The sequence below is a fragment of the Serratia sp. Ae19-1 genome, from assembly GCF_059801225.1.
Genome location: NZ_JBCHWD010000001.1, coordinates 762742 through 776374, shown reverse-complemented (window position 1 = coordinate 776374; position 13633 = coordinate 762742). Strand labels below are relative to the sequence as shown.

13 protein-coding genes are annotated in these 13633 nt (G+C 54.3%); 1 reads left to right on the top strand and 12 read right to left on the bottom strand.

The features are described from left to right. Positions 1-6: 6 nt before the first annotated feature. The 10 genes from rfbD (AAIE04_RS03780) to galE form a co-directional block, all read right to left on the bottom strand. Positions 7-870 carry a dTDP-4-dehydrorhamnose reductase gene (gene rfbD / locus AAIE04_RS03780; protein WP_498576529.1) on the bottom strand — a complete coding sequence of 288 codons (864 nt, stop codon included), beginning with the start codon at positions 868-870 and terminating at the stop codon, positions 7-9. After that, positions 867-1403 carry a dTDP-4-dehydrorhamnose 3,5-epimerase gene (gene rfbC, locus AAIE04_RS03775; RefSeq protein WP_498576526.1) on the bottom strand — a complete coding sequence of 179 codons (537 nt, stop codon included), beginning with the start codon at positions 1401-1403 and terminating at the stop codon, positions 867-869. Before rfbC (AAIE04_RS03775) ends, rfbD (AAIE04_RS03780) begins: the two co-directional genes overlap by 4 nt. A gap of 2 nt (positions 1404-1405) precedes the next feature. Beyond that, positions 1406-2275, bottom strand: coding sequence for a glucose-1-phosphate thymidylyltransferase RfbA (gene rfbA / locus AAIE04_RS03770; RefSeq protein ID WP_498576525.1), 870 nt, complete (start codon positions 2273-2275; stop codon positions 1406-1408). Between the two features lie 19 nt (positions 2276-2294). After that, positions 2295-3359: a dTDP-glucose 4,6-dehydratase gene (gene rffG / locus AAIE04_RS03765; RefSeq protein WP_498576524.1), complete on the bottom strand. Its 1065-nt coding sequence runs from the start codon at positions 3357-3359 to the stop codon at positions 2295-2297. A 486-nt stretch (positions 3360-3845) separates the two neighbouring features. After that, positions 3846-5303 (bottom strand): lipopolysaccharide biosynthesis protein, encoded by a 1458-nt coding sequence (locus tag AAIE04_RS03760; RefSeq protein WP_498576528.1) that lies wholly within the window; start codon positions 5301-5303, stop codon positions 3846-3848. A gap of 68 nt (positions 5304-5371) precedes the next feature. Next, positions 5372-6232, bottom strand: coding sequence for a dTDP-4-dehydrorhamnose reductase (rfbD, locus tag AAIE04_RS03755; protein ID WP_498576527.1), 861 nt, complete (start codon positions 6230-6232; stop codon positions 5372-5374). Then, positions 6229-6765 (bottom strand): dTDP-4-dehydrorhamnose 3,5-epimerase, encoded by a 537-nt coding sequence (gene rfbC, locus AAIE04_RS03750; protein WP_498576526.1) that lies wholly within the window; start codon positions 6763-6765, stop codon positions 6229-6231. Before rfbC (AAIE04_RS03750) ends, rfbD (AAIE04_RS03755) begins: the two co-directional genes overlap by 4 nt. Before the next feature lie 2 nt (positions 6766-6767). Beyond that, a complete protein-coding gene (rfbA, locus tag AAIE04_RS03745; protein ID WP_498576525.1) occupies positions 6768-7637 on the bottom strand; it encodes a glucose-1-phosphate thymidylyltransferase RfbA in 870 nt (289 codons plus the stop codon). Between the two features lie 19 nt (positions 7638-7656). After that, positions 7657-8721 carry a dTDP-glucose 4,6-dehydratase gene (rffG, locus tag AAIE04_RS03740; RefSeq protein WP_498576524.1) on the bottom strand — a complete coding sequence of 355 codons (1065 nt, stop codon included), beginning with the start codon at positions 8719-8721 and terminating at the stop codon, positions 7657-7659. Between the two features lie 201 nt (positions 8722-8922). Next, entirely contained in the window at positions 8923-9936 is a 1014-nt protein-coding gene (galE, locus tag AAIE04_RS03735) for a UDP-glucose 4-epimerase GalE (protein ID WP_498576523.1), read from the bottom strand. Between the two features lie 428 nt (positions 9937-10364). Between galE and AAIE04_RS03730 the strand changes: the two genes are divergently transcribed. After that, a complete protein-coding gene (locus tag AAIE04_RS03730) occupies positions 10365-10610 on the top strand; it encodes a hypothetical protein (protein ID WP_498576522.1) in 246 nt (81 codons plus the stop codon). 308 nt (positions 10611-10918) lie between these two features. Here the strand turns inward: AAIE04_RS03730 and AAIE04_RS03725 are convergent, their stop codons facing one another. Continuing rightward, positions 10919-12295, bottom strand: coding sequence for a TolC family outer membrane protein (locus AAIE04_RS03725; protein ID WP_498576521.1), 1377 nt, complete (start codon positions 12293-12295; stop codon positions 10919-10921). A gap of 2 nt (positions 12296-12297) precedes the next feature. Then, positions 12298-13629 carry an HlyD family type I secretion periplasmic adaptor subunit gene (locus tag AAIE04_RS03720; protein ID WP_154746826.1) on the bottom strand — a complete coding sequence of 444 codons (1332 nt, stop codon included), beginning with the start codon at positions 13627-13629 and terminating at the stop codon, positions 12298-12300. Positions 13630-13633 lie beyond the last annotated feature (4 nt).

The window sequence follows — 13633 nt, the reverse complement described above, 5'->3', positions numbered from 1 at the left end:
AGAAAATTACCTTTCCCCTAACGCCGGCATAATATTTTTCAGCGCTTGTTGCCAATCGGAAGGCTGAATGCCCAAGCTTTCAATCTTCCCGCAGTCCAGACTCGAGTATGCGGGACGCTTAGCCGGCGTAGGGTACTGATCGGTTGTGATGTCGTTCACCTGCGGCAACTTCATCAACGTCCCTTGCCCTAGCGCCTCCGCAAAAATCGCCTCGGCGAATTCGCTCCAACTCACTTCTTTGTCACCGCAGAAGTGATACACCCCTCCCGCCGCCTCACGCTTCAGCATCTCAATGATCGCCTGCGCAATATCGCCCGCGTACGTCGGGCAACCTCGCTGATCGCTGACAATCCCCAGCTCGTCCCGCTCTTTCGCCAAGCGCAGCATGGTTTTCACAAAATTATTCCCATACTCACTGAACACCCAGGCAGTACGCAGGACTATCGCATCCGGCAGCACTTCGGCCACCGCACGCTCCCCGTCGAGCTTGGTGCTGCCGTAAACCCCCAGAGGGTTGGTCGCGTCATCCTCACGATAGGGCCGGTTAGCCCGACCATCAAAAACATAATCGGTTGAGACGTGGATCAAGCGGCAACCGCTCTCCGCCGCCGCCAATGCCAGATAGCTCGGCCCCTGTTCATTGACCCGCGCCGCCTGCTCCCCGTCGTTTTCCGCCTTGTCCACCGCCGTATACGCCGCGGCGTTCACTATCACATCCGGACAGTAATCCGCGACGACCTGCTTCACTCTAGCCAGATCGCTGATGTCTAGACTGTCACTGTCCGTCGCCAACACCTCCCAGCCGGAAGGCAAACGATCACGAAAACAGCTGCCCAGCTGCCCTTTCGAACCGGTTAACAGCACTTTCATCCTACCAGCTCCCCAAGCAGTTTACCCACCTTGTCCTTCTCCGACAGCAGCGGCTGGGTGACCGGCCACTCGATGCCAACCTGCGGATCGTTCCACAGCAAGCACCCTTCGTGCGCCGGGTTGTAATAATCCGTGCACTTGTATTCAAAATCAGCGACGTCCGTCAGCACCACAAAACCATGGGCCAGGCCCGGCGGCACCCAGAACTGCGTCTTGTTTTCTTCCGACAGGATCACCCCTTCCCAGGCACCGTAGGTCGGCGATTCCGGCCGAATATCGACGGCGACATCGAAGACTTCGCCACGCACCACCCGCACCAGCTTGCCCTGCGGATTGGCCTTCTGGAAGTGCAAACCGCGCAGCACGCCGCGCGATGAACGCGAGTGGTTGTCCTGAACGAAGTCCAAATCAATGCCCAGCATTTCCTGGTAACGCTTTTTCTCAAACGTTTCCAGGAAGAAACCGCGGGTATCGCCAAACACCTTCGGTTGAATAATTTTCACGCCCGCAATTTTGGTATCCGTGACCTGCATGATTATTTCTCCACGATCAGTTGTGACAGATACTGGCCATACAGCGTCTTGCCGAGCAACCGGGCTTCTTCCGCCACCTGCTCACGACTCAGCCACCCCTTGCGGTACGCGATTTCCTCCAGACAGGCCACCTTGAACCCCTGGCGCTTTTCGATGGTGTGGATAAACTGCGACGCTTCAATCAGGCTGTCGTGCGTGCCGGTATCCAGCCAGGCGAAGCCACGCCCCAGCAGCTCAACGTTGAGCGCGCCCTTGTCCAGATACATCTGGTTCAGTGTGGTGATTTCCAGCTCGCCGCGCGCCGACGGTTTCACCTGCTTCGCCATCTCGACCACGTCGCGGTCGTAGAAGTACAGTCCAGTTACCGCCCAGTTCGACTTAGGTACCACTGGCTTCTCTTCCAGCGACAGCGCGCGGAAATTGTCGTCGAACTCCACCACCCCGAAACGCTCCGGATCCATCACTTGGTAACCAAAGACCGTCGCGCCCTGATTACGCTCCACCACGGACTCCAGCTTTTTGCCAAAGCTCTGGCCGAAATAGATGTTGTCCCCCAGCACCAGCGCACAGCTGTCGCCGTTGATAAACTCTTCGCCGATAATGAACGCCTGCGCCAGGCCGTCCGGGCTCGGCTGTACCGCGTAGCTCAGCGACACGCCGAAACGGCTGCCGTCCCCCAGCAGCCGCTGGAAAGACGGCAGGTCTTCCGGGGTGCTGATGATCAAAATGTCACGGATACCGGCCAACATCAGCACCGACAGCGGGTAATACACCATCGGCTTATCGTAAATCGGCAACAGCTGCTTGGATACACCACGGGTGATCGGATACAGGCGCGTACCTGAACCACCGGCTAAAACAATACCTTTCATTTTTATACCTTCGAAATCATTAACGTGTCAGGCCCAGGCGTTCGCCGGCATAGGAGCCGTCCTTCACGCGGCTCCACCAGGCTTCGTTGGCCAGGTACCACTCGACGGTTTTACGAATGCCGCTCTCGAACGTTTCCTGCGGCTTCCAGCCCAGTTCTGCGTCAATTTTTGAAGCGTCGATCGCATAGCGCATATCATGGCCCGGGCGATCGGTCACGAACGTGATCAGCTCTTCGTACCGGCTCAGATTGCCTGGCTTGTTCGGCATCAACTCATCCAACAGTCGGCAAATGGTACGCACCACGTCGATATTTTTGCGTTCGTTATGGCCACCGATATTGTAGGTTTCCCCCACAGTCCCCTCGGTCACTACCTTATACAGCGCACGGGCATGATCTTCGACATACAGCCAGTCGCGCACCTGCGCGCCGTTGCCATATACCGGCAATGCCTTGCCGTCCAGCGCATTCAGTATGGTCAGCGGGATCAGTTTCTCCGGGAAGTGGTAAGGGCCGTAGTTGTTCGAGCAGTTGGTGACCAGGGTCGGTAGGCCGTAGGTGCGCAGCCAGGCGCGCACCAGGTGATCGCTGGAAGCCTTGGAGGCGGAGTATGGGCTGCTTGGTGCGTAGGGAGTCGTTTCGGTGAACAGATCGTCGGTGCCGTGCAAGTCGCCGTAGACCTCATCGGTCGAAATATGGTGGAAGCGGAACGCCTGTTTTTTCGCTTCATCCAGGGTCTGCCAGTAGTGGCGAGCCGCTTCCAGTAGCGTATAGGTGCCGACAATGTTGGTCTCGATAAAGGCCGCAGGACCGTCAATGGAACGGTCGACGTGGCTCTCCGCGGCCAGGTGCATCACAGCGTCCGGTTTAAACGTGGCGAACACACGATCCAGCGCCGGACGGTCGCAAATGTCGACCAGCTCAAACGCGTAGCGGTCGCTCTCGGCGATCGTCGCCAACGACTCCAGATTACCTGCGTAGGTCAGGCTATCCAGCACCAGAACGTGGTCGCTGGTATCATTAATGATATGTCGGGCAACCGCCGACCCAATGAAGCCTGCACCACCGGTAACGATAATTTTCATAAAATCCTCTAAAACAACGCCTAGCTTTGTGAAACGACCCTTTGTATAAATTATGACTTGTCTGCAGAGTAATCTGTCGCCGAATGCGATAACGTACGAATCGGCAAGATAATAGTCTCTTTCTACAGCGAATGGTCAATGCCACACATCATACTAGGGATAAGCATCCCTAGCTACATTCGCCCCGTGAAAACGCACATCGCCTCTTAACTATCGCAACGCAGCAAATCGGGTAAAGACGAGACCTCTGAGACTTTTTCAAAGGCACGCATTCTTCTCAATATGAAATGCCCGAACGCCCTCTATCATGAGTCGCACACCTTAGCCCCGCCGTCGGTTAGAAAGCCATGTGCAGAGAGGCAGCACAGTGCCAAGAATAGATCGATGCGCGCCAACACAGTCGAAAAAGGAAAATGAACAGCAAGAAATAAAAAACGGGCCCTCACCTGAGCAACCCGCATTGTTAATATCCGCTCAAGCACAATGCTAAGCGATACCGATTTTTTTTGAAATCTTAACCGTGGTTGCTATCAACGCTTTCCTAAACGTGGAGTCAATCAAAAACAACGATACCGCATACAGTACGGCGCCAAACACGGCCACGACGATAAGATCGACAACGTTGTCTATATGATTATATTGCTTAATATTCTTACAAAGCACTATAATCCCCCCCGCCATAATCATGGTAGAAAGAGGAATGCGATAAACTTTAAAGAACACATCTTTTAAAGCACCGCCGATCAACCACATCAAGATCCCCATTACCGGGAAGAAATTAATAACATTAGCGATAAAGTATAGCTTAACAAATGTGTCAATATCAAACCTAGCCCCAATAATAAATGCGCCGACCTGCAAGATCGCCCCCAACATACCAAGACGCATGAGGATATCGGTTCGGCCCTTGGCCATAAAAACGGATCCCGTCGTGCTTAATACAGCCTGAATAATTCCAGTTGGAGCAAGCCATAATAGTATTACGGCGGTCATTGACCACTGAGCCCCGAATACCAACTGCACAAACGGCTCGCGCAGCAAGGCTAATCCAGTCATCAGCGGAAAGACAACTAGCAGTATCACATAAACGACATTCAAATAGGTAGCCCGTACCTTGTCGCTATTATCCTGATGCTGACTCAATATAGGGAACAGCGCCCGAGAGGCGACAGTGGTCATGCTTTGTAACGGGAACAACATAATTCTGTATGCCAGCGAATAAGCCCCCAATATTGCTGCGGACATGTAATGCCCGATTATCATGCTATCAGTGTTTCTTGAGAAGTAATTGATAAAATTAAACAGTGTCAAATTCCCGCTAAAACCAATCAGCCCTTTTATTTCCTTAGTATTTATCACGTTATTGAATGAAGGGCGCCATTTTGACGCAAGCCAAAGTTGTACCGACGACATCAGTGACAGAGCCAATATTTGCACTACCAGGCTATAAACGCCGAATCCCTGATAGGCCATAATAATAGCGACAATGACGGCAACCATTGATGAGCTGATCTCAATAGAGGCCACTTTTTTGAATTTAGAGTCGCGCTCCAATAAGGCCATGTGCGCAGAGGCACTGCTTGCCAATGGGAAGCTTATTGCCAAAAGGCAGAGCACTGCAATCAGCCTCGGCTCATGGAATACATACGCTATAACCGGTGAAAATATGACAATAACGCCGGCGATAGTCAAACCCATCAGTATGTTTAACCAGAATATCGCATTGATCGTCTCATTCTGAAGATCTTTCCTTTGGATAATCGCCGCTGCGGTTCCAAGATCCCTGACTAATAACGCAAAGTTTGTCACTACCAACGCCATTGACATCAAGCCATATTCGCTGGGCGGCATGAGTCGCGCTAAAACAACAATATTAAGAACCTGGACACCAATTTTAAACAGCTGCGAAAAAGCAACCCACTTCGCATTAGAGACTAGTCCCATATGACTCCCATCAACCTGACTAAACTAACAAGGAACCTATAGAGATAGGCTCCTTGTTTAAATTTATTTTATGCAATTCTTGCTTTTATCGTACTTTTCAATGCATTCATCCAATCTGAACGTGAAATACCTAAGCTTTCGATTTTCCCGCAGTTCAGGCTCGAGTAGGCGGGTCGTTTAGCTGGCGTCGGGTACTGTTCGGTCGTGATGCCATTCACCCGCGGTGATTTCTCCAGCACGCCCTGCGCCATCGCCTCGCTGAAAATCGCTTCGGCAAATTCGTTCCAGCTCACTTCCCTGTCCCCGCAGTAATGGTAAACCCCGCCTTCTGCCCGGCACTGCAGCAGCCCTATTATCGCCTGCGCAATATCGCCCGCGTACGTCGGGCAACCTCGCTGATCGCTGACAATCCCCAGCTCGTCCCGCTCTTTCGCCAAGCGCAGCATGGTTTTCACAAAATTATTCCCATACTCACTGAACACCCAGGCAGTACGCAGGACTATCGCATCCGGCAGCACTTCGGCCACCGCACGCTCCCCGTCGAGCTTGGTGCTGCCGTAAACCCCCAGAGGGTTGGTCGCGTCATCCTCACGATAGGGCCGGTTAGCCCGACCATCAAAAACATAATCGGTTGAGACGTGGATCAAGCGGCAACCGCTCTCCGCCGCCGCCAATGCCAGATAGCTCGGCCCCTGTTCATTGACCCGCGCCGCCTGCTCCCCGTAGTTTTCCGCCTTGTCCACCGCCGTATACGCCGCGGCGTTCACTATCACATCCGGACAGTAATCCGCGACGACCTGCTTCACTCTAGCCAGATCGCTGATGTCTAGACTGTCACTGTCCGTCGCCAACACCTCCCAGCCGGAAGGCAAACGATCACGAAAACAGCTGCCCAGCTGCCCTTTCGAACCGGTTAACAGCACTTTCATCCTACCAGCTCCCCAAGCAGTTTACCCACCTTGTCCTTCTCCGACAGCAGCGGCTGGGTGACCGGCCACTCGATGCCAACCTGCGGATCGTTCCACAGCAAGCACCCTTCGTGCGCCGGGTTGTAATAATCCGTGCACTTGTATTCAAAATCAGCGACGTCCGTCAGCACCACAAAACCATGGGCCAGGCCCGGCGGCACCCAGAACTGCGTCTTGTTTTCTTCCGACAGGATCACCCCTTCCCAGGCACCGTAGGTCGGCGATTCCGGCCGAATATCGACGGCGACATCGAAGACTTCGCCACGCACCACCCGCACCAGCTTGCCCTGCGGATTGGCCTTCTGGAAGTGCAAACCGCGCAGCACGCCGCGCGATGAACGCGAGTGGTTGTCCTGAACGAAGTCCAAATCAATGCCCAGCATTTCCTGGTAACGCTTTTTCTCAAACGTTTCCAGGAAGAAACCGCGGGTATCGCCAAACACCTTCGGTTGAATAATTTTCACGCCCGCAATTTTGGTATCCGTGACCTGCATGATTATTTCTCCACGATCAGTTGTGACAGATACTGGCCATACAGCGTCTTGCCGAGCAACCGGGCTTCTTCCGCCACCTGCTCACGACTCAGCCACCCCTTGCGGTACGCGATTTCCTCCAGACAGGCCACCTTGAACCCCTGGCGCTTTTCGATGGTGTGGATAAACTGCGACGCTTCAATCAGGCTGTCGTGCGTGCCGGTATCCAGCCAGGCGAAGCCACGCCCCAGCAGCTCAACGTTGAGCGCGCCCTTGTCCAGATACATCTGGTTCAGTGTGGTGATTTCCAGCTCGCCGCGCGCCGACGGTTTCACCTGCTTCGCCATCTCGACCACGTCGCGGTCGTAGAAGTACAGTCCAGTTACCGCCCAGTTCGACTTAGGTACCACTGGCTTCTCTTCCAGCGACAGCGCGCGGAAATTGTCGTCGAACTCCACCACCCCGAAACGCTCCGGATCCATCACTTGGTAACCAAAGACCGTCGCGCCCTGATTACGCTCCACCACGGACTCCAGCTTTTTGCCAAAGCTCTGGCCGAAATAGATGTTGTCCCCCAGCACCAGCGCACAGCTGTCGCCGTTGATAAACTCTTCGCCGATAATGAACGCCTGCGCCAGGCCGTCCGGGCTCGGCTGTACCGCGTAGCTCAGCGACACGCCGAAACGGCTGCCGTCCCCCAGCAGCCGCTGGAAAGACGGCAGGTCTTCCGGGGTGCTGATGATCAAAATGTCACGGATACCGGCCAACATCAGCACCGACAGCGGGTAATACACCATCGGCTTATCGTAAATCGGCAACAGCTGCTTGGATACACCACGGGTGATCGGATACAGGCGCGTACCTGAACCACCGGCTAAAACAATACCTTTCATTTTTATACCTTCGAAATCATTAACGTGTCAGGCCCAGGCGTTCGCCGGCATAGGAGCCGTCCTTCACGCGGCTCCACCAGGCTTCGTTGGCCAGGTACCACTCGACGGTTTTACGAATGCCGCTCTCGAACGTTTCCTGCGGCTTCCAGCCCAGTTCTGCGTCAATTTTTGAAGCGTCGATCGCATAGCGCATATCATGGCCCGGGCGATCGGTCACGAACGTGATCAGCTCTTCGTACCGGCTCAGATTGCCTGGCTTGTTCGGCATCAACTCATCCAACAGTCGGCAAATGGTACGCACCACGTCGATATTTTTGCGTTCGTTATGGCCACCGATATTGTAGGTTTCCCCCACAGTCCCCTCGGTCACTACCTTATACAGCGCACGGGCATGATCTTCGACATACAGCCAGTCGCGCACCTGCGCGCCGTTGCCATATACCGGCAATGCCTTGCCGTCCAGCGCATTCAGTATGGTCAGCGGGATCAGTTTCTCCGGGAAGTGGTAAGGGCCGTAGTTGTTCGAGCAGTTGGTGACCAGGGTCGGTAGGCCGTAGGTGCGCAGCCAGGCGCGCACCAGGTGATCGCTGGAAGCCTTGGAGGCGGAGTATGGGCTGCTTGGTGCGTAGGGAGTCGTTTCGGTGAACAGATCGTCGGTGCCGTGCAAGTCGCCGTAGACCTCATCGGTCGAAATATGGTGGAAGCGGAACGCCTGTTTTTTCGCTTCATCCAGGGTCTGCCAGTAGTGGCGAGCCGCTTCCAGTAGCGTATAGGTGCCGACAATGTTGGTCTCGATAAAGGCCGCAGGACCGTCAATGGAACGGTCGACGTGGCTCTCCGCGGCCAGGTGCATCACAGCGTCCGGTTTAAACGTGGCGAACACACGATCCAGCGCCGGACGGTCGCAAATGTCGACCAGCTCAAACGCGTAGCGGTCGCTCTCGGCGATCGTCGCCAACGACTCCAGATTACCTGCGTAGGTCAGGCTATCCAGCACCAGAACGTGGTCGCTGGTATCATTAATGATATGTCGGGCAACCGCCGACCCAATGAAGCCTGCACCACCGGTAACGATAATTTTCATAAAATCCTCTAAAACAACGCCTAGCTTTGTGGGAAAATTCCCATCTCAATCATGTTGAATCGACATAAGAATTTGCCGTTAATCACGAAACCGCACCCTCCATGAAAACAGTGGCAACGCACTCGGCAAATCTGCCGGTGCGCAGTAACATTTTTTATCCAATTCCCTTCTTTCACAAACGGGCTCATACCACATTGGCGATCAGCGGTACCCTTGCGGATTCTTTTGCTGCCAGTTCCAGGTATCGCGCATCATGGCATCAATGCCGCGCTGAACTTCCCATCCCAACTCTTGTTTCGCCAGGCGCGCATCAGCCCAGAAGGCGGGAAGATCGCCGTCGCGGCGCGGTAAAATTTGATAGGGAACGGCGACGCCGGAGGCTTTTTCAAAGGCTTGCACCATTTCCAAGACGGAATACCCGACGCCGGCCCCCAGGTTATAAGCCTTGAACCCTTCAATCTTAGCCAGATGCCCCATCGCCATAAGGTGGCCTTCCGCCAAATCCATCACATGGATATAATCGCGCACGCCGGTACCATCTTTTGTCGGATAGTCTCCGCCGAACACGCCCAACTTATCCAATTTACCAATCGCCACCTGAGAGATATAAGGCAAAAGATTGTTCGGAATACCGTTCGGATCTTCACCAATCATGCCGGACTCATGTGCACCAACCGGATTGAAATAGCGTAAGGCAATAATGGAAAATTGCGGTTCCGCCTTGGCGAAATCCTGCAAAATTTGCTCAACCATCAGCTTGGAGGTGCCGTATGGACTTGTCGTGCCGCCAATGGGCGTCGTTTCCACATAAGGAACTGGTGAGTGGGCGCCGTAAACCGTCGCCGATGAACTGAAGATAAATTGGTGTACGCCGGCGCGGCGCATTTCTTCCAACAGAACCAGCGTGCCCGCGACATTATTTTGATAATATTCAAGCGGCTTGCGGGTCGACTCCCCTACAGCTTTCAATCCCGCAAAATGGATAACGGCGTTAATCTGCTGCTCGTCAAAAATGCGCCCAAGGCATTCCCGATCTCGAATGTCCCCGCGATAAAATATCGCAGCTTTGCCGGTCAACTGCTCAACGCGATGCAATGACTCTTCGGAAGCGTTACAAAGGTTGTCCAACACGACCACCTCTTCCCCACGCTCTAACAGGGTCAGAACTGTATGCGACCCGATATAACCCGCACCGCCCGTAACCAAAATCGCCATAATCACTCCTCTGATGCTTCGCGTTATACATTAGACATGCCCTCATCGCCCCGCATCTGCTGTTGTATTCTCTATTTGAAGCAAACGTGTTGGCTAAAAACGGCCTTTCAGCCATCAAACCGAGCTCAGGCGGACTGTTTGGAGGCATACGATAACGCATCTGAAGCAACAATGCAGAAGTTGAGCCACATTTCAGAATTATTCTCAAGACAGCGACGGCATGCACTCGTCAGAGCCGCGAACTTCGTCTGACAACGGTAAAAAACAACCCACTGCAAGACGGCGAGGTCCAGAACTCTTCCCCGGGCCAAACGATACGGTCTCCTTGCCAATAATAATGTGGTTTCCACTCTACTTGACACCCACAACATCGGCACGGCGTTATCCTCGTCCAGGGTGTCAAATAGCGCATTATGCTATTTGAGTTTATGGATAGAAAAAACGGTGTGATTATCGAGCGTCTTTGGCCGGAGAGATTTGAATCGCAACCCATCGTATTCGGTAACGAAGATAAAAAAGTGAAGAAATTCACACTTGAGCTACACAACAGTATTTCCGGCAACAGGCAGCACCTTTCCCCAGCCAAAGGTTCCTACGTCTCCATCGCAAGGAGCACCAATGTCTTTATAGAAATTATATTACCGCTCAATACTAAAGAGCTGCAAAATGCATGACTATTGACGCCTTCCCCAAAAGATACTGACTCCAGTTATGAGTTTGGTTCTACCAGTCCAACTTTGCATGTAATAAATGCGGCGCTAAAAATGACGATACCCAAATAATGACAGCAGCACGCGACACGGCTCGCATGACATTGCGTTACACGCAGAATGCACAAGGCAATAAGCTAAAGTAAAAGCTCCATGATCTGATAGGCGAATGCATATTGTCCCAGAGCCTTGAATATGACACCAGTTGGCACATGTAATGACGATGGGGGACATTAACAGCCCCCCCGACATCCTCAGCGTTATTTCAACACCTAACGCTGTCTTGCGAAATACTGCGCCACACGCAGCACATCCTTCTCGTCCAGCGTACCGGAATCGCTCAGCAGGGTAATCCAGGACTTGATGTAGGTGTACTTGGCAGAAGCCAGATCGCGCTGGGCGCTATAGAGTTGCTGTTCGGCGTTGAGCACATCGACGTTGACGCGCTGCCCCGCCAATACGCTCTGCCGAGTCGCCGTCACCTGGGTAGTCGCCGACTTCACCGCCAGCTCGTAGGCCGCCAGCTTGGCGCGGCTGCTGATGCACAGATTGAACTGCTTGCGCAGATCGTTCAGCGTCGAACCCACTTGCGTATCCATCTCGGCCATCGCCTGGCCGTAACGTGCCGCCGCCTGCCGCGTTGAGGCCGCCACGCCGCCGCCGGAGTAAATCGGCAAACTCACCTGTACCCCGATGCTGTCGGTGCGGTATTTCTGGTTAACCGTGTTGTCACTGCTGGAATCGTTCTCCGAATGCGAAGCATAGAGTTGCACGTTCGGCATAAAGCCGGCGCGGTTTCTCTCTACTTCGTATTTCGCCGCATCGACGCCGTGGCGCGAGGCGGCCAATAGAGGGTTATTCTCCAGAGCTATCTTTTGCCACTCTTCGAACTTCGACGGGATCAGCGGCGCCACCTGGAATTTGCCCGGCCGCAAGACCTGCAGCTCATCCAGTTGATTCAGCGGTACCCCGATGATGACTTCCAACTCACGCTGCGCGGCATCCAACGCGTCGCGCGCTTCGATCACCTGCGCTTCAGCCAGGCTGTAGCGTGCCTGCGTTTCGGAAACGTCGGTCAGCGTCCCCTCACCCGCGCTCATCAGCCGATCGTTCAACGCCAACTGCTCTTTATAAGCCGCCTTTTGCGCCTCGGCCAGGGCAATCTGATCTTTGGAATAGGCCACTTCGACATAGGCGCTGACCACTCTCACCGCCAGATCGAGCAGTTTTCCGCGATAGCGTTCGTCCGACATCAGCGTCTGCGCCACGCCGCCTTTATAGCGCGCATAGGCTTCGTAATCGAACAGCGGCTGCGTCAACGTCACCGAGCTGGAATAGCTGCGGTACTGCTGACGCCGCGTCGCTTCCGTAATGTTGCCAAAGAAGTCGCTCTGCGGGTACTTCTGCGTTTGCCAGTTGCGCGGCGAATTCTGGTAGTTCAGTGATACTTTCGGCAGCAACCCGGCCCTGCCGATATTTTCGTTTTCATCTCCCGCTTCTTTCTCTTTTATAGCCGCCCGGAAGGTCGGGTCCTTTTCTAATGCCAGCGAATATGCGTCTAAAATCCCTATCGAATAAACCGGCGCAGACATCGCAAACAATAGGGTGCCGATAACCAGACCGGCAGCCTGTCGTTTTGATTGAATCAAAATTATTCCTCGGTTAATGAAGTATGAGCGCGATCCAAAATAGGTTTAAACAGATAGCTCAGCAGCGAGCGCGACCCCGTTTTCACGAACACCTCCACCGGCATCCCCGGCTTGATGTCCTCACCGCTGAGCATTTTCATGCCCTCCGGCGAGACCGTGACCTGCATCTGGTAGTAAGGTTCACCATTGGTTTTGTCGACCAGACGGTCGGCGGAAACCAAGGTGACCGTTCCCGGAATTTTCGGGGTTTTATTTTGGTTGAAGGCGGTAAACATCAGATCCACCGGCAACCCGTTGTACACCTTGTCGATCAGGTCGACTTTCAGACGAGAATCCACCACCAATGTCGCCTGACTGGGTACCACGTCCATCAGGTGGTCACCCGCTCCCACGACGCCCCCCTGAGTGAAGATATTCAATCCGACCACGGTGCCGTCCACCGGTGAGGTGATGGCGGTGTTGCCCAGATCGAAATCGGCCATTTGCAGCTTGTTACGGAACTCGCTGGCGTCCATTTGGGTTTGCGCCAGCTGCGTTCTGACCTCGCGCTGATAGTCGGCGAAACGCTGATCGATACGCTGTTGAGATTCCTGCAGCTGCTTTTGCAATTGGCCAATTCGCCCGACGGTTTCATCGATGCTGCTGTTCACCTCGGCGAACTGGCGCTGAATTTCCAGATAGCGGTTGCGCGGCAGGTAACCGTCCGCCGCCAGTTGTTTCATGCTGTTCATCTGCTCACGCAGGCTGGAGAGTTGGATCTGTTTGTTGGCGCGCGAATCCTGCAGGCCTTTCAACTGGAAACGGATCCCGTCCATCGACTGCTTGTAACCGTCGATTTCACTCTGCAGCCCTTGGCGGCGGGAGGCGAACAGCTGCGTCTGCAGCGCGATGATCTCCGCGACGCGCGGCTGATCCTTGATCTTGGTGAAGATGGGGGAGAAAGTGACCGTGCTCAGACCATCCCGTTCAGCGAGCAAACGCCCTTCGGTCGCCAGCGTGGTGTAGTACTGATCGCGCAGGGAATCGACCTGCGCCTGCGCCTGCACCTGGCTCAACTGCACCAGGACTTCGCCGGCTTTTACCTTATCGCCGTCTTTCACCACGATATTTTTGATGATGCCGCTGGCCGGCGCCTGCACCGTTTTACGGTTGCCGGAAACGGTTACCGATCCCGGCGAAGCGACCCCTTTATCCAGAGGCGCAAACGCCGCCCAGGCTAAGAAGCCGAACACGCCCACTCCCAGCGCCAACCACCCGAGGCGGGTATAACGACGCTCATCCAGCGGGATCTGTTCTGAGTACGAGTCATTCGGCTCGCCAATATGCGTAGACATACCA